Here is a 16872-nt window from a genome sequence, read left to right as displayed (position 1 = left end):
TAAACATACCAATAACTATTAACAAAGCATACAAGTCCAGATATTCTCTTTTCCCGAAATACATGTGTAGTAAATTATGCTAAGCAGAAGTATATCACAAATGTCAATCTTTTTGTTTATCTCTGTTGAATCTAATACACTAATCCGTCCACCTCACCCGCTGAAGAGTTTTTTCGAAGCTGAAAGCGTTCAGCAAATAGCTATACAACCGTGATTTTGGATGCTCTCTCTTTCGCCTGCCGGAATGCGTTTCCGGTTATACTACGTTTTGCCTGAATTTCGACTTCTATTGACACACCGCTTTTTGGCTCACGGCTGGTAATCTGCAATCTCCCATCCCGAAGTAACTCGAATGAGACCTCAATGGGAGAATACTGTGGGAGCCTAGGCGGCAAACGCAATATAGCATAAGCGATTTCTTCGCCCTGCATCAGATCCTCTACACGCGCTTCTGAACTGCTATTCTCTAAGACCTGAATCTCTACGTTCGCTTGATACTCCTCGGCAGTCCGATAGATACGTGTCTTCTTCACCGGCAAGGGCTCATTAACTAACACAATATTGGAAATAACTTGCTTCCTCAGACGCATATCGGTCGCAACAACGCCAAAGCTATGGCTGGCAACATTCACGACCTGTAGTTCCGCGGCCTTTGCTACCACAGCAATATCGCGCTGCATTTCACTAGCAGCCTGTCTGACCGCCTCTCTTTTCGACTCAACCAAAACAGGCATTCCATTTTTCGCGAGTGAAGAAACACCGCGCTGCTGGCCCACCTTCCGCTCCACCACTTCATCAACCAGGAGTTTTTGACCATATAACGCCGCCCCCTTGGCTACAGCAAGGTCGGGCTCCAGTATCTGGATGGGCAAATGGAATTCGGCCTCCAGTTGCTCACGAACCTGGGGCATACGCGTTGATCCCCCAACAAGCAAAATCTGATCAAAACGCTTGACGCCATGTGCCCGCGCCGCATCCATTGTGGCCTTGGTAACATCAATCGTGCGCTGCAACAATGAGGCGGTCAACGCTTGAAACCGTTCGCGTGTTACCTCAATTACAACCCGACTCCCAGTATAGTTGATCATGACTGGCGTTTTCTGACGTACAGAGAGCGACTTCTTCGCCTCTTCAGCCAGGCGCAACAACTCCAATGACATCTCACCAGAACTCGCGGGACTCTCGTTTGAACCCGTTTCGAGCATCCACTGGTTATCCAGGTATTCGACCAGTTTGACATCCCAACGGTACCCGCCTAATTCGCTCTCACCATCAGTGGCTACCACCGTCAATGCATTATTACGGACCTCGATGATGGTTACGTCAAAGGTTCCTCCTCCAAGATCGTACACTATGGCTACCTGATCCTTGGGCGAGGAGAGTAAACCGTAGAGCATGGCTGCGGCCGTCGGTTCATTAATAACCTCGTGCACAGTCAGACCCGCCAGTTCACCGGCTTTGATCGTGGCTTCTCGTTGCGCGATGCCAAAATAAGCGGGACAGGTAATCACAACATCGCGTACCGGACGGTTTAAATATGCCTGCGCGTCACTGGCTAGTTTACGCAGGATATAGGAGGAGATTTCTTCTGGTGTATAGGTTTTCCCTTGATAAGGATGCCCCTTCCCTGGCTTTCCCATCCAATGTTTCACTCGCTCAACCACGAGATCAGGATAGAGCAGTGCATACTGCCTGGCCTCTTTGCCCACAATACGCTGCTCGCCCTCAAATTGCACGACCGAGGGAGTTGTAAGCTCACCTTCATAGTTAGGCACAACCACAGCACTGCCATGTTCATCGGCATAAGCAATGCAGGAATTCGTAGTCCCCAGGTCAATGCCAAAAATTTCTGCCTGCTGCTTCATATCCACTCATCCTTCAACTAGTTTAAGCTCCAATGCTGGGCGTGGAAACCCTCCATCAAGGGAGAAACAGCATTCTTGGGCAAAAGTACGAAGAGCGCTTTCATGGCACGCGTCATCCCGACAAAGATGGTTCTTCGATCTTTCGCGATTGCCTCTTCACGGGCCTCTGCGGAACCTTCTGTTGCAACCACGGCATATGGGCTGCCATCAAAACCCGCGAGCGCGACTATGGGGAACTCAAGCCCTTTTGAGGCCTGGAGCGTCAAGACTTTTACCCCCGATCGCTTCAAATCTAACTCTGTACTGCTCATATAGGTCGCCTCTACGCCAGCTTCGCTCAAGCCTTGAGCAAGCGCCCTACCACTCTGCTCGCCTGGACAGAGGAGCGCGCACGAACCCAGAGGGTGATGCAGATCATGTACGGCCTTGCGGAAAAGACGTGCAAGAAACGCCACCTCATCTTTCTGGGATTCGATAGTACACACAATTGGAATGGGGCCATCGTGCACATACACGTGATCGTTATACTCCTCATCTAAGAGGCTCTGCGCCTGCAAATAAGAAGATGCCGCCTCGCCGATTTCTCTGGTTGAACGATAATTCGTGTGTAAGTGGCCAGTGCGCCCTTTGAAATTGAGCCACTCATGCACATCAGACCAGTTGAAGCCACTTCCATATATTGATTGATTAGCATCTGCAGCTACAAAGATGTTGTTTGGCGTCTTGCACAACTTAACCAAGAAGCGTAGAGCACTGGGCGCAAGATCCTGAGCCTCGTCGACAATCACCGCGTCGTACGCCTGATACTCACGGCTCTGCTCCACCAGTTCAGCCGCGCGGGTACGACGTATCTGCCAGGTATCTTTTCCGGTTGCCTCAACCAGCACACGAAAACGCTCGTAGATACTCCAGATCACCTTACGGTTAAGCGCGTTCAAGCGGATGACGCGACCATGACGCCTGGCCTGAAGATACTCCTCCAGGGTATGATGGTGTCGAGATTCAATCACGTCGCAGATCTCCTGCCAGAGATACTCCTCACCCAGTCTCTCAAGCATACTGCGCTGGAGCTGCTGTTGAAGGGCATTTCCCTCAAAGCGCGGTGAGCTGGCGGCCTCGCGAAAGAGCCACTTTGCCTCCTGCGACTCCAGAATATCTCTACTTTGACCAAGTTTGGCTAGCGCACGCAGAATCATCTTGTCCGCTGTCTGCACAGTGACATACTTCATATCTGGTCCCAACAAGTGCTCGAGAAGCTGCTGAGAAGACTTGACCAGGGCATTGGTGTAGGTGGTAAAGAGGATGCGCGGCTCCGTCACGCCTTCTGAACGTAGCTTTTGCAATAGAGTACGCACGCGATAGAGAGCGACCGTACTCTTCCCAGTGCCAGGACCACCCTTCACCAGCGTTGGGCCGCCCGCGGACAATGAGCGATTGACCAGAGCCTCCTGCTCAGGCGAGAGTTTTAAGAGAAAGGTGACAAGCTCTCCCTCATGATAGCGCCAGAGATCCTCTACATTGGGCAACAACAGATCTGGCTGCTGTAGCACATCAGCTAGAGGCGTTTCAAATAAATACGCATCAATACGCGATTTCGTATCATCATCCACGCCAGGACAATTAAACAGGAGGGCATCCCGATCTTGAATACGCAGCAGCCGCTGATGATAGACCACTGGCACCTCAAGTTTTGTCAGTAGCTCAACTGTGATTGGCTCAGGAAGGGGCTCAGGCTGAGGTTGTGCAATATAGTCAACTTCTTGATAGTTTTTTTTCTTGTCTTGAGGAACAGACTCCCTGGCAGGCTCTGCACCCACCGAAAAACCACCAAGATACTCCTCAATAATGTCGCTATCATAGGTATCGTCATCGCGCCTATCAAAAAATAGGACACCAACATAGTGCTGATCAAAGGTATAGAAAATACGGTAATTTCCAGAGCGGATACGATGCAGACCCCTCCCACCTGACATGTGTGTTAACTGCTTTTTCACCTTCGCATCGGGCCTGGGATCCTGCGCTAATAAAAGGATTTTATTGTAGATCTGATGCGCCTCTTTAGCAGGCAGCTTCCTGGTTTCCGTAAGAAACTCTGGTTTCATGGTGACAAGATACTGAGTAGGCATTTTTGCTTCCCATTTCTCACGCAAGCAACAATTTGTTCCGGCACAAAAATAATACTGTATTACATCTTTTAACACAAAAGAGAGAAATATATTATACCTTTTTTTAGGTAAAACTTATTCATTCAACTCTTCTTCCGTATGTCTTTGCAAATGCAAGGGCATACACTCGCAGGGGAAACATCACAAAAACTTTTTGCGAGGATAGAAAACAGCATCGCTCAATATAACCAAACGCTCGCAAAAAAGGAGTGCTATGGGCATCAGGCAACTGGTACCTCACTACTCCAGCAAACACGGGAAGAGGATCACCATGATTGCTGAGCGCTCCAGAGAGACCGTACCACACCACCTCCTGCACATTTTCCTTCTGAGTAGTCCTGAAGAAGCGAGAATACTGAAGCAGAGGCCACGAGGAGGCAATTGCGCAGTCACGCACCTGACCCACCTGGAAGGCCATCCCTCAGTGATGACAACACGTCTGATGCAACCCGATGTCTGTCTTGCCTGCTGTACTCATGCACGGGAGATCCAGCACATCAGCTAGACAACACCTTGCACGCCTATAGTGATCTGTTCTGTCGTAGAGGAGGAAGCCCACATCGTCAGAATGCTTGATGCCGGGTTGACGATTATGTCTTCTTTTCCTGTCGAAAACTGGAACTCCACGCCCGCTTACAAGGCATTGCAAGACGCTATCGAGCATCTATCGCATTCACCTGTGAAACCTCAAGACACAGTGGTCCTTGCTCTGTGCTGAAAAGTGAGGACAGGCAGATTCGCTTGCAATGCGCGGAGCGATGCGTCGTCGTTCGTGGGCAGATACTTCGCCTCACTCCTATGAGTGCACCTTGCTATTCACCCTCATGCGCGAAGGGGGCAAGGTGCTCACCCATCAGTCTGCTATTACGCACTGCATGGGGACAAGGGTATCAGGAGGATGTGGATTATCTTCGCGTCTATCTGCATACGCTGCCTCTCAAGCTAGAAATCGATCCCGGGCAACCATTCAAACCATTACCGGCATGGTTATCGGTTCCGTCAGCCATGCATTCCCACAAAGTTTTATGCAGAATCGAAACAAAGGCCACGCAATGAGCTTTGCGTGGCCTTCTGGTTTATTAGATAGGGAGGACGGTAGCTTATCCTTTCAGATGGATCTTGACCACTGCCTCTCCATCTTTCTCAGGCAACACCTCTGCGGTGCCAATGCGCATTTGTCCACGCAATCGGCTCAGGTTTTCAGGGATTTACCAAGCGTTTCTTAAATTCACTTATGAAACAAGCAATTACACTATTTATATAATACAAAAATTTGGTAATTTCCCCAAAGAGCCGAGGAGCAGCGCGTCGCCCTCGCTCACGCGCGTGTTCACTGCTCTAAACCCGATCGTATAGGTGCTTGCACCTTCTGATGATCGACACATAACCGCTTTGCGCCCTCTTCATGAGAATACTACCTTGTAGATGGAAGCTGATCAGCAGCGAGCAAATGCTATGAATAATACTGGATTTTATCGCTATTTAGAGAAGTACTTATGGGTGAGGTAAACACGACACTGTGCGTTGAAGCTAGAATGATCGGGAAGCATCTCGATACGCTTTCCCATGCTGGGTTGGTACAGGCGCAGACAAAGGGCCGCGAGAAGCAGTATGTATTCGATCCCCACTCACTCCAGACCGTTAGCGCGTGGATTGAGACGATTGGCAAGCAGTGGGGCAAGCGTCTGCAGCGGTTAAAGGATCTCGTTGAAGACGACACCGTCACGCTGTGATCGAGTCGCCAACAGCAACGCATCATTTGAAAGGAACAGTACAATGGAACACCTCCAACTCACACAGAGGCCGGTGGCAAAAGCGGAAATGTTGATTCGGAGACCAGTGGCAGAGGTATTTGAAGCTTTTATCAATCCCGCAATCACCACCAAATTCTGGTTTACCAGGAGTAGTGGCCGGTTGGAACCGGGTAGTCGTGTCCAATGGGATTGGGAGATGTATGATGTCTCCTCCCAGGTAAGTGTCAAGGCCATTGAAGAACGGAAACGAATTCTCATTGAATGGTCTGGCTATGGCACACCGAATCTCGTCGAGTGGATTTTTACCGCGCGCCAAGACGATAGCACGTTTGTCAGCATCACCAACACCGGTTTCAGTGGCAATGGGGATGAACAAGTCCAACAAGCGATGGCTTCAGTGGAAGGATTCACCCTGGTGCTCGCAGGACTCAAGGCGCTCCTTGAACACAACATCATCTTGAATCTTGTTGCCGACCGTCATCCCTGAGATCGAAGCACATCCCTCTCAAGCTCTGGAAGAGGAAGTTGGATCACATCCGGCTTCCTCTTCCGGCTCTCTTTCCAGACGCCGAGTCTGCAGGAGAAGCTCTCGTGGAGTTACCCCAATTCAGTAGAAGCCAAAAACAGAAGGAACGTTTCCTTTGCCTGGAAATTGAAGTGTTTCTCATGAGAGAACGCAAAAGAGGCTGAAGCAATACAGTTTCACTTCAGCCTCTTCCCTCTTGACCACCAAATCCCGGTTACATTGTGACCACTATCCCCTTTTTCTCCAGCAACCCATGGATGTTACTCTGTAGGCCTTCTAACTCGCGAGGTTCTATATATTCAAGGTCATCAAGACGAACTTTCTCTAGCTGTTGTTCCGATTTGACCACTTTCCACTACCACATCATTTGCAAGGTTTGCGATAGTACCAAGGAGCAGCAGGAGGGGCCGATTGCCTCCATCCTGCTTTGGTTTACACGGCGATACCGAGCGGCTTGGCCAGTTCGGCTGTTGCTCGCATTAGGTATTGAGTTACATGGTAAATGCCCCGAAGGTTGGATCTGTCTCTCTTTTGATACTGGTGGCGAACCTCAATACGTGCGGTGATACAGCCAGGCATGAAGGGCTTAACGAGGCCCTCCAAGTGGAGGAGCGACATTGTGCCCGAAATATCGTGCAAAAGATGACGTATCGTGCATATCTGTGGAAGATGTAAATGTCTTTCACTCGTTCCGATTCATAGAATGCTCTTGCCAAGCCATGTTCATGGGGCTGAGAGGACTTCGCCACCAGTATCGAGAGTGTGCCAGATCCACATTCCAGGTCATTTACCAGGCACGAAAAAGACCTATGTCAGGGATTTCTAAGGTACCGTCATTTTGCCCTCGAACAGGAGGCCAAGTTCATGAATACCTTCGACAACGGATTGAGCAAGGGTGTCTGAATGGGCAGCAGTTGTACCGCGAGATCTCTGATTAGGGCGGCAGCGGCAGCTTGTGCTTTAAAGGCAAAAATGATATACTCTTCTATGAAAGGTTCTGGTGTCCATGCTACAGCCTTCATCGCTGGCTACGGATACCACAACTTCACGAGGACGGACAACCGGAAGGAGTCTCGTGAACTTCGGCAACGAAAGGGACGCCAGTTATTGGTCCCTAAAAGGGGGCTACGAGGGTCTGGTCAGCGAGTGCGAGATGCTGGCCGACAACATAGCTACTCTGCTCAGGGAGATCAACGAGGAGTTCGAAGCACTGGCCTATCGGTCAGAGCACCCGGACGAGTTCCCCGAGTGGCTGAACGAGTGGTGGGAGGCCTACCTGAACCTCGACCAGAGGTTCAGCTTGCTGGACCAGGGGGTCAAGGAGCGGCTCAACCGCCAGGATCGGAGGCTTGCCGAGCTGGACCAGGAACGCGTTGCGCTGGTCCAGAGGTGGGGCGCCGAGACGGCTGAGCACCGTGGCTGGCTGGAGATGCAGCGCGGGGATCTGCCCGGAGCACGCCAGGCGCTAAAGCTTCGGCTTGACGAGGCAAAGCTTCAGCTCGACGAGCTGAAGCGGCAGTCGCAGTCCGACAAGTAGGACGCCTCCGCCGACCGAGGGACCGACCGAGTGAAGGAGGATGAGAGCGCGGGGTCCACGAACCTGTGGGCCCCTGCCGCCCCCTCGCTACCATATTTCCCCCTCAAACATCCCCTTACGTATACTATTTACCGCTTGCTTATCGCCTCACTGTTCAGTTGCAGGGTTTCACCTGACTGCGAGTGATAGAGTTGTCATTGCTTCCCACTTTCACCCCAGGCATAAGGCGCGAATTGCTAATCGTGATCTTCCCGGCGTTGTTACAGCGGGTTCTTCTCTATCATAGGAACAATAGGCGAAGGAGGTCGCGTTAGAGGGAAACGTATCCGAGTAACCGTGATAGATCAATGAAAATGTCATCAGCTCCAACCGGTGGGGTTGCAGCATTGTGAGCACGCCAGGCGATAAAGCCATCAGGTCTCACCAAAACTGCACCTGAGTCGCCAAGAGAACAGCTTTTGCCCTGAAAGGCGAGCACTTGCCCCCATTATAAGCACTGGCTGTACCCCATCCAGGTAATGCGGTTTCTGACCTCGCATCTTCCACTCATATCTTGTACTTGAGGAATACAAATTGTTTGAGAGGATATCGTCGTCGGTGTCATAAAGACCACCAAGGCTAGTCTCCGAAAGAGCATGGTTTCTACAATCTGGCATGAGTGTCAATATACATGGTGAGAATCGGTGAGCGAAGCTGCATCGTTTTCCTCCAAAGAAATCAAAATTTCCCTTTCTGCTCAAAATGATACGGGCATTCTCAGCTTCAAGCAACTCTACTGTTCATAGAATATATGTTAGAACATGGTTAAAGGCCCTTTTTACAGAGGTCTCGTCGAGTACAATAAGCATGTTTACCTCTCTCTTTGGCTTCTGGAGAGAGTTACAGAACGTATTGAGGCAGGAGGATTCGGATATGCAAAAACCTCATTCCACCAGTCCATTATCGTTGGCCACCTGGCAGGCGTACGGGTATTTGACAACCGATGCTCATCGCTATCGCCCGCTGGATGTCGTTACTGTCTCTGTTCATGGGCGCCAGCAAGGGGATGACCGCGCCCTTATTCGAGTCTGCGACAGCGATCAGCAGATCTATTTTGAGGCAGCGATCGATCTGCATGAGAATCATGGTGAGGTGAGCTTCATTGTGGCCGGAGCACTGGGCGTGCATTATATCTACCTTACCTGGCCCGGCGGAAAGCGGCACAGCCGTTATCTCAACTTTCTGCTCGATTGTGCGACTGGTATTAAGTGTGCAGATGAGGATTTCGCGGGCATCTATCCTCGCACGAAGGAACTTATGTTGTTAGGACGGCGCGAGTATCGCTTTCCGATGGGCAAGTTCGTGGGCTATATCTCCGCCGATACCTGGCACTTTGATGGCATCTGGCTGCGTGACTGGATCTATGGACTGCCAGCCTATAAATACTGGGAGCAGGATATGTCCTGTGGCCTGGATCATTTCCTGGACGCTCAGAGCGCGGATGGCATGGTCCCTGATGGGATCGAACGAGATGGCAAAACGTGGCGGGTTGGTATGGAGTCAGATGTCGAGTATATTCTGACGCTAGGCATCTGGCAGACGTGGCTCGTCACGGGGGATAATGCCTGGCTGAGGCGTAGGCTGCCGCAACTTGAACGCGCATTGCATTACATTCAGCAAGATCCTCGCCATTGGGATGAGCAGCACCGCCTGGTCAAGCGCCAGCATAGTTGTGATACGTGGGACTTTGACATTGATGGCGTCTCCGACAGCGGCGAGAATCGGCACGTGATCGCAACCTGCGACCAGAGCGGCTACTACCAGGCCTTTTGTGCGATGTCACAGATGTATCGCTCGTTAGGGGAAGATGAGCGTGCTCTCTCTTGGGCTGAGAAGGCAGAGGCTTACAGGCAGCGGGCGCTGGCTTTGCTCTGGGATGGGCTGAAATTCTTGCATCATGTTCATCTCTCACCCATCGATCACGGTGACTTCGATGAATCACAGCAGCTCGCGATGGGCAACACCTGGGCTATCACACGCGGACTTGCCGATCGTTCGCACGCGCAGAGCATTATCGATGAATATCGCCGTCGTCACGCCGAAACTGGAGACGCCTATCCCTGGTGGAGTTTGCAGCCGGGCTATCCAGACGAACTTGGCTACTTCTCCCAGCCTTATTGCAAACAGGGAGGCTATGCCAACGGCGGGCTGATGCCCTGGGTTGGTGGGGAGTTGTGCCTGGGAGCATTTTTAAACGGGCGTACTCACTACGCCGTTGAACTGCTGCGCCAGTATGCCGAACACTTGCGACGCACTGACGGCGCGCACGTCTGGTATTGGCCCGATGGCGAAGTGGGCTATCGCACGCCCAACGAGGTTCCCTATGCCTCCTGGGGCCTGGCACAATGGGCAAACGCTCTCATGGAAGGCCTGGCTGGCTTGCAGGATCGCGAGGGGTTGTGGCGGCACGTCTCACTCTCTCCACGCTGGGCTCTCACCGGCGTGCAGGAGGTGTACGTCTGCGCGCGTTATGACTGCAACCAGGCCTATTTTGCCTATCGCATGAGCATTGACTATTCTGCACAACGGCTGACCCTGGATTATAGTGGTTCAGGTCAGGACGTGCTGTTCCAGGTACTGGTGCCGCCAGAATGGTCTCCTGCAACCGTCACATTGAACGATCAAGCTGTTACGTTTGAACGTTTGCAGGACGAAGATGGTCTCTATCTTGTCTTTGATGGGAAGATGAAAGGGGCCGGACATATTTGTCTTATGCCCTGATCAACAAGTCCTTTCGACAATGTGCTGTTTGTTGTACATGGGGTAGCGCCAGCCGTTAGGACATCTGCTCACTATTCACTTATTCCTCCTGCAGAAAAAACAGGTAGTGGGTACCTACCTGTTTTTTTCTGTTACTCATCAACCGAAGTCACCTACTTCAGGGAAGAAGATGCTTGTTCATGCTCCGGGAGCAATGGAAAATCTCGTCCCTTCCGATTGATCACCATGGAGGTCTCGCTGAGGGAAAAGGCATAGTCTTCAATTCTCGGTTTTCCTAAGTCGTGATAGGCTTGGAGGCAGGCTTGTATGCTGCTTACGATTAGTTCTGCCTGCCCATAGATGGTAAGGCAATCGTTGTGAACATGGATGATGGTTTCTTGTTGTGGCTGGGAGAGAAGGTACAGATCGAAGCGACCCTCCTGCTGGTCGTGTTGGCGGCGGTACCGCTTTGTCAATGTGGGGCAGTAACTTTGCAAGAGAATGGCAAACCCGCTTGAGTGCTCCAGAAGAGCTTCAAGATCCTCACCAAGCTGGAGGGTTTGCTTCGGCAAGGTCGATAACTGCTTCCAATGAAACCTGGGAAAGGGGTCGGCGCTATTGGGGCCGGTGAGTCGCATATAGCTGGCTTGAATAGGCAGGAGTTTCCCAATCCCGATATCACCGACCTTCTCAACGCGCACGAAGATACTTGCCAATGGAAGGAGCACATTAGCGATGAATATACCACCTTCCCGAAGTTGCTGGAGCCAAAGCGGAGGAATGGCTGGAACTCCGCAGGTCGCGAGCAGCCGATCATAGGGCGCATACTCAGCGTATCCTCGATAGCCATCAGCCGTGAATGCGTGCACATTCGTGATGCCTACGTGCTTGAGCCGCTCTGCTGCGTGCTGGATCAGGTCCTCAGCGATATCCACACTGACTACCATCCCTACCTGTTCAACCATATACCCCATGAGAGCTGCATTGTAGCCTGTGCCAGCACCAATTTCCAGGACACGTTGCCCTGGAGCAAGCGCGAGCGCCTCTAGTTGCGCTGTCATAACAGAGGGCTGAGAACTGGAGCTGCTCGGCATCTTGCGCGCATCAAGTCTCGTCACCAGAGGGTGATCCTGATATATCTCTTTTAATGAAGGATCGAGGATCGTATCCCAGGCGAGTTCATTGCCGCGTTGCCGATAGTATTGATCAACAAAGGCTTCGCGGGGAATGGACAGAAAGGCATCACGAACTATAGGTGTGAGACAATGCCCAAGCGTGGCCTCTATGTTTTTTACCAGTTGTTCACGGTACTGGATGGATATTTGCTGATTCATAGGCGATGTATTGTTCTTTCTTTCCCTGTATCAATAATTGCGCCAGGTGGGCGTGAAGCGGAATACCTGTTGGCTCCTCCAACCAGGCAAATTGCCCAGAAGGGTTCAATTCTAGGAAATAGTATCGCCCTTCACTATCTCGCACCAGATCTATCGCGGAAAAGTGGAGTCCATAGAACGCGTTGAGTGTGAGCAGTTGCTGCTCGATTTCTGCTGGTAACTGATGCACACGATAGGTCAGGCGACTGTAATCGACGCGGAAATCAACATGCGCTTCTTCAGAATGCGCGTGAATCTCAGTGGCAAACACGCGCTCTCCCATGATGACAACACGAACGTCGTACTGTTTGTCGATGTACTCCTGAAAGAAATGGGTGGTGGTCGAGACGCGTTCTGCTTGGTCGACGATCTCTAGCGGTATGAGGCTGGTATGTGTTGAGAGGGGAATTCCAGCGCTATCCTCGTACGCTGGATATCCCATGAGTTTATACACGACTCGCCCCTGGTGCTCCTTATAAAAAGATCGCAGCCGCTCTGGAACATTGGTCACGAGAGAATGCGGGAGTGAGAGTTGAAGGGAACTTGCAACTTCAAGCTGACGGATCTTGTAGGACGAGGCGCTCACGGCGTCGGGATGGTTAACCCAAAACGCTGGAAGCGCACGCAGCATCCCCCACATCCCAGCCTTCCCCTCTCGCTCAATAAAGGTCTTCTCCAGCGCAAGCAAATCGGTGCGCTCCTTTGGCACTTCTATCGGAGATGGGCGGCGATTCCATACACTGGTAATTTCATCCGGGTAGAGGATGGTGCCATCGAGAAAGCGAAGACAACTTCGCTGCAACTCCCCAGGGAAAACGGTCACCTGCACCTTGGTTAGAACATCAAACGGATCGAAGCGGTACCATGGGTGGCCGAGCCGATCAAGCTCGGCCACCACATGCCGCACATGGGAATCACCATCTCGCGAGAGAATGAGAATCATGCGCGTGCCTTTCTCGTGCTAGTCGTCATCGTAGACAGGATCCAACTTGCTCGTTCCGTCATTGGAGGTCTCCTCGTTGGAACTGGTCGTGTTTTTGTCGCTGACTACTCCATTTGCCAGAGGAGTAATCCCGACAAACTGCATACCCAGGGAGCTATGACGTTGCGCACGAATTGTGGCGACATCAGAGGAGTAATACACCCTCCCAGAGGGAGCAACAATCGTCACTGGATTCATCGTTGACACTTCCTTTCTTTCTATACAAGTAAAAACCTGCGTAATGCAGCGAGTATCAGCATCTAGAGAGATCGCCCTTGTTCATGAAAGGTGCACTCCCCAACACCTGCTGCTTATCCCTTGATTGCTCTGAGCAGTGCCGTTGATGTTCTTTAAAACAGTGCTCTTTTCACCTCCTTGTGCATTTTCTTCGTTTTCACCTGTTGCCTTTCCAAGTCTAGCATTATACCTGGGACAAAAATGGGACAGGCATAGGACGGGATTGGAGCAGTATTACATTACTATTTCTGTAATAAAGCCAATAAAGCTATTTAGTGGCGTTTTTCGGCGTTTCTTAGAACTATTACGAGTAGGATAGGCTTTTTATATTGAAAATGAGGTAGAGGTATGACTCACGAAGAGAAAACAAAAACGCTTCAGTTGCGAGTAAGATGAAGAGAAGGCCGAATAGAAAGACGCGGGCGACAAGAGCTTAGTTTTCTCTACGGCCTTTTTAAAGTTAAATAGGTCATTCCATCGATTGACCCATCTGCTCGGGATGCCAAGATTTGGTACTCTCTTTGTTCAAACTGCTACTTTGCGCACCCAGATGGCAAGCATTGAAAACACAGCTAGCAAAGATGCTCTGATCAGAGAGCAAAGAGGGTAAAGCCCGTGAATCCCTATCTCAGAAGTAAAGATGTTTGGGAAGAGATTCATCACGGACACTGAGGGAGAGGCTGCTTGATACCTTTCCGCGTCATCTCATAAAACCAGCAGATAATTCGTACTCACATAGGCAGATACGGATGTGCTTAGACATCAAACAATAGTCAGTTTCTCTATTAAGAAAATAGGGGCGCATCTCACGCTTTCTTTTTCTTTACATTCCCCCATTGAAGAGAGTATGCAAAGCGTCCAAAAGAATGTGAGGAGGAACCTGATTTTTTGGCGGGTACGTTTCAGGTTCATAAAGAACGTAAACCCCCGCTTGCTTAAGCAACTGAACGCTTCTGGGAAATGCGGGATTGGTATCAAGTCCTCCGCCTGTTTTGAAGCAAGGAACCGCGATAATGGGCTTTTTGAGTCCAGTGTATTCCGCAAGCAATCCGAGGGCTAAGGTATCGCTAATACCCAATGCCCATTTATTGATGGTGTTAAAGGTTGCAGGGAAGACGATAATAGCATCTGCCCGCGGTAATACATCTGGTTCGTCAGGATGTTTATATTCGCTTCTTACCGGATGCCCCGTTAAATTTGCTAAGAGTGAGATATCAACAAATTTTCTTGCCTGAGGAGTAAGAATTTCGCAAACATCCCATTGAGCATCCTGCGCTTTTTGAATTAAATCATAGATAAGTGGAGCTGAAGAGCTAGCGCACGTAATAATGTAGAGGACCTTCTTCATTGAGATATATGCTCCCTCGTGCTGCGTTTCACTATCCTCGTGCAGTATACCACATCAATTTTGTATTTTTTTTAATGGAGGGGTGAGGGAACAGCTGTTAGATATTGATCAAGTTGTTTCACATAACTGGTATTTTGCCAGGGATGTAACTGCTGTCGCAGTGAGTAAAGACGTTGAACAACCCGTGGAGATTGTGTTTGCTCAAGAGCCTGTATTGCTTGGGTCGTATAAAGGTGCATTGTTTCTATTTCGCCTTGCAGTACATAGGCTTGCGCAAGATCAATGAATGTAATAGATCTTCTATGTAATGAAGAGGCTGTTGTTGCAGCGAGATTTGCTTGTAAAATAGGCTCAGCTTTTTGGAAGAGACCGAGGCGAAGATAGCAGGCCCCCATGTATCCTTGTAATCTAGACGCATTGAAAGGTGCATAGGGAGCTTCCGTTGCAAATGTACAGGTAGACATGCCTGTTTCGGATTGCTGAAGTAAATCTTCCGAATACTGCAAGGCCTTCTGGCAAGCAAGTGCATTTCCAAGACTGGCATGTATCTCAGCTTCGATAATCATTAACCAAGCCCGAATTGTATTTGAGGCATTGGAAGTTGCCAAAGCATGAGCTTGTTGTAAAAATGAAAGCGCGAGTGAAGCATTTCCCGCGTAGAGTGGAAGAAAACTTCTTCTTCCTAAGATAACAGCTTGTAAAACTTCATGCTGCGCTTGTTGCGCTGCTTCTAAAGCAGTTTCATAGTAACTGTGAGCAATCTCATTTTTCCCCTCAAAAAAGCAAATATCACCAAGGAGTTGTGATGTTTCTCCTGCAAGGGAGCACAATTGCAAACGCCTCATAGGCGTTTGTTCGAGTAGGCGCATGAGAGTAAGCAAATGTGCAGAAACATCTTGATACAGAGAGCGAATATCTTCTACAGAATTCTTGGAGAGAACAAAGCGCTTACGATTATTTTTTGTGGAAGCCTCTAAGTGGTCAATAAAAGTTTGTTCAATGCTCGATGGCTTTTGCAGTGCTTTCGCAAACTGTTCCACAAGTTCTCTATCTGTCCAACCACGCCCTATAGAGCTAAGGAATGCTCCTGCTGTACCTCTTCCTAATTGAAACATCAACTGTCGGCGCAACATATTCACATCTTGCCCCTCTAACTCAGTAGTATCCTTCAAGGAACTCATGTGGTTTGTGAGCAATGAAGGCGCGCCATCATATGTACTTCCCATTTTATCTCGCGAGAAGAAGGCCATATTCGATAGAAATTGAGGCAGCCATGGGGCTGCTTCTAGGTCTAATGAAGAAAAAGAGCTCGCATGTACTGCGGCACGAATGGTAAATTCGCCGCCTTTTAGCGATTCTTGTAGCTGGTCTATGAAGCTAGTAATATGAGTGGATGGGGATTTACCAGTCGCAGAAAGCAATCGTTGCAGCCGTTCATAATGCATCAGTGCTTCATCAGGACACCCTTGTTGCACCAGAAGAATGAGAAGACGAAGGAGCGCATCTTGATCCGTTGGGAAACTGGTAATATGTTCCGAGAGAAGGTCTTCCGCAGCAGAGAGCTGCCCCATTTGAATGTAAGCATCCGTCAACGAACGAATCATCTTACGGCGATCTTTGAGGAGACCTTGACGACGGGCTTTCAGCCAGACGTGCCTTGCCCATTCTTGATGACGATCCTCCCCAAGAAATGCGCCACCAAGAAGCTTTTTGGCTTCTTGCCAGAGGGCGACTGCATCCTTTGGATTCTCATATCGACGTGCCTGACTGACACACTGTTCAAACGCATCTACATCGACCCAGAGGCGCGACTGATCTGCGAGCTTTAAAAAATCTCGCTGGGAGGTGTCAAGTAATCTCTCCCCAGTGACCGTAGTAAGCACCTTCCCTAGTGTTTTTGCTGCTGAGCGCAAAGACTCACGGGCCTTATCTTCTTCGCTCTCTGGCCAGAGGCTTCCTGCCAGTTGTATTTTCGGAGCTTGTCGTCCAGGCGCACAGAGAAGCAACTTGAACAGAGAACGCGCCGAGGTACGACTTTCCCAGGCATGGGGATCCTGTGATGGGATGAGCCACTCGACGCGAAAGGGGCCTAGGAGAAAGACCTTTAGTAACGAACACTCCTCGTCACCCCTTGCCTTGAAGAGAATACGAGCCTCATCACTAGATTCACGACGCAGATTTTCGCATTCCTCATCGTACATCATACCCACCTCTACCATTGGCCATAGCCAACAAGAAAACAAACCGCTTTTCCTTTTATCAGGAGTATATCATGTTCTTCTTCACTTATCTAACACCAAAAATATGTTTTTCTTGCTGTCCCAGTTTTGTCCCACATTTGTCCCA

General features: G+C 50.0%; 13 protein-coding genes. 5 read left to right on the top strand and 8 right to left on the bottom strand.

The genetic code is table 11. The features are described 5' to 3' along the window. Positions 1 to 200: 200 nt before the first annotated feature. Entirely contained in the window at positions 201 to 1865 is a 1665-nt protein-coding gene (locus KTE_RS37365; RefSeq protein WP_201390787.1) for an Hsp70 family protein, read from the bottom strand. 17 nt (positions 1866 to 1882) lie between these two features. Beyond that, entirely contained in the window at positions 1883 to 3991 is a 2109-nt protein-coding gene (locus KTE_RS37360) for a UvrD-helicase domain-containing protein (RefSeq protein ID WP_201390785.1), read from the bottom strand. Positions 3992 to 4244: 253 nt separating this feature from the next. On the opposite strand from KTE_RS37360, the gene KTE_RS37355 reads away from it, so the two are divergent. From KTE_RS37355 to KTE_RS37340, 4 genes are all read left to right on the top strand, one after another. Next, entirely contained in the window at positions 4245 to 4535 is a 291-nt protein-coding gene (locus KTE_RS37355; RefSeq protein ID WP_201390783.1) for a hypothetical protein, read from the top strand. 991 nt (positions 4536 to 5526) lie between these two features. After that, positions 5527 to 5763, top strand: coding sequence for a hypothetical protein (locus tag KTE_RS37350; protein WP_201385056.1), 237 nt, complete (start codon positions 5527 to 5529; stop codon positions 5761 to 5763). A 43-nt stretch (positions 5764 to 5806) separates the two neighbouring features. Continuing rightward, positions 5807 to 6271, top strand: a complete 465-nt coding sequence (locus tag KTE_RS37345; RefSeq protein ID WP_201390781.1) for an SRPBCC family protein — start codon at positions 5807 to 5809, stop codon at positions 6269 to 6271. Positions 6272 to 7385: 1114 nt separating this feature from the next. Continuing rightward, positions 7386 to 7847 carry a hypothetical protein gene (locus KTE_RS37340; RefSeq protein WP_201390778.1) on the top strand — a complete coding sequence of 154 codons (462 nt, stop codon included), beginning with the start codon at positions 7386 to 7388 and terminating at the stop codon, positions 7845 to 7847. Positions 7848 to 8157: 310 nt separating this feature from the next. On the opposite strand, the gene KTE_RS50125 is transcribed toward KTE_RS37340, so the two are convergent. Then, the gene (locus KTE_RS50125; protein WP_374226847.1) at positions 8158 to 8325 is read right to left on the bottom strand and encodes a hypothetical protein; all 168 of its coding nucleotides are present in this window, start codon (positions 8323 to 8325) and stop codon (positions 8158 to 8160) included. Between the two features lie 434 nt (positions 8326 to 8759). Between KTE_RS50125 and KTE_RS37335 the strand changes: the two genes are divergently transcribed. After that, a complete protein-coding gene (locus tag KTE_RS37335) occupies positions 8760 to 10607 on the top strand; it encodes a hypothetical protein (protein ID WP_201390776.1) in 1848 nt (615 codons plus the stop codon). Between the two features lie 152 nt (positions 10608 to 10759). On the opposite strand, the gene KTE_RS37330 is transcribed toward KTE_RS37335, so the two are convergent. The 5 genes from KTE_RS37330 to KTE_RS37310 all read right to left on the bottom strand — a co-directional run bounded on the left by KTE_RS37330 (position 10760) and on the right by KTE_RS37310 (position 16730). Next, positions 10760 to 11920 carry a protein-L-isoaspartate O-methyltransferase gene (locus KTE_RS37330; RefSeq protein ID WP_201390774.1) on the bottom strand — a complete coding sequence of 387 codons (1161 nt, stop codon included), beginning with the start codon at positions 11918 to 11920 and terminating at the stop codon, positions 10760 to 10762. Further along, positions 11889 to 12902 carry an MvdC/MvdD family ATP grasp protein gene (locus tag KTE_RS37325; RefSeq protein ID WP_201390772.1) on the bottom strand — a complete coding sequence of 338 codons (1014 nt, stop codon included), beginning with the start codon at positions 12900 to 12902 and terminating at the stop codon, positions 11889 to 11891. Before KTE_RS37325 ends, KTE_RS37330 begins: the two co-directional genes overlap by 32 nt. An 18-nt stretch (positions 12903 to 12920) precedes the next feature. Then, entirely contained in the window at positions 12921 to 13139 is a 219-nt protein-coding gene (locus KTE_RS37320) for a hypothetical protein (protein ID WP_201390770.1), read from the bottom strand. Positions 13140 to 14001: 862 nt separating this feature from the next. Then, entirely contained in the window at positions 14002 to 14526 is a 525-nt protein-coding gene (locus KTE_RS37315) for a flavoprotein (protein WP_201390768.1), read from the bottom strand. A 71-nt stretch (positions 14527 to 14597) separates the two neighbouring features. Next, positions 14598 to 16730, bottom strand: coding sequence for a BTAD domain-containing putative transcriptional regulator (locus KTE_RS37310; protein ID WP_201390766.1), 2133 nt, complete (start codon positions 16728 to 16730; stop codon positions 14598 to 14600). Between the last annotated feature and the right edge of the window lie 142 nt (positions 16731 to 16872).

This window comes from Ktedonobacter sp. SOSP1-85 (assembly GCF_016587415.1).
Lineage (GTDB): Bacteria > Chloroflexota > Ktedonobacteria > Ktedonobacterales > Ktedonobacteraceae > Ktedonobacter.
The sequence above is the reverse complement of the archived record's forward strand: the minus strand, read 5'-3'. Positions and strand labels throughout refer to the sequence as shown.

What these genes read in the sequence shown, in the direction of transcription:
- KTE_RS37345 (WP_201390781.1), top strand. Translation starts at nt 5,807, where the DNA reads ATGGAACACCTCCAACTCACACAGAGGCCGGTGGCAAAAGCGGAAATG.
- KTE_RS37325 (WP_201390772.1), bottom strand. Translation starts at nt 12,902, where the DNA reads ATGATTCTCATTCTCTCGCGAGATGGTGATTCCCATGTGCGGCATGTG.
- KTE_RS37310 (WP_201390766.1), bottom strand. Translation starts at nt 16,730, where the DNA reads ATGATGTACGATGAGGAATGCGAAAATCTGCGTCGTGAATCTAGTGAT.
- KTE_RS37315 (WP_201390768.1), bottom strand. Translation starts at nt 14,526, where the DNA reads ATGAAGAAGGTCCTCTACATTATTACGTGCGCTAGCTCTTCAGCTCCA.
- KTE_RS37360 (WP_201390785.1), bottom strand. Translation starts at nt 3,991, where the DNA reads ATGCCTACTCAGTATCTTGTCACCATGAAACCAGAGTTTCTTACGGAA.
- KTE_RS37320 (WP_201390770.1), bottom strand. Translation starts at nt 13,139, where the DNA reads ATGAATCCAGTGACGATTGTTGCTCCCTCTGGGAGGGTGTATTACTCC.
- KTE_RS37335 (WP_201390776.1), top strand. Translation starts at nt 8,760, where the DNA reads ATGCAAAAACCTCATTCCACCAGTCCATTATCGTTGGCCACCTGGCAG.
- KTE_RS37355 (WP_201390783.1), top strand. Translation starts at nt 4,245, where the DNA reads ATGGGCATCAGGCAACTGGTACCTCACTACTCCAGCAAACACGGGAAG.
- KTE_RS37330 (WP_201390774.1), bottom strand. Translation starts at nt 11,920, where the DNA reads ATGAATCAGCAAATATCCATCCAGTACCGTGAACAACTGGTAAAAAAC.
- KTE_RS37350 (WP_201385056.1), top strand. Translation starts at nt 5,527, where the DNA reads ATGGGTGAGGTAAACACGACACTGTGCGTTGAAGCTAGAATGATCGGG.
- KTE_RS37365 (WP_201390787.1), bottom strand. Translation starts at nt 1,865, where the DNA reads ATGAAGCAGCAGGCAGAAATTTTTGGCATTGACCTGGGGACTACGAAT.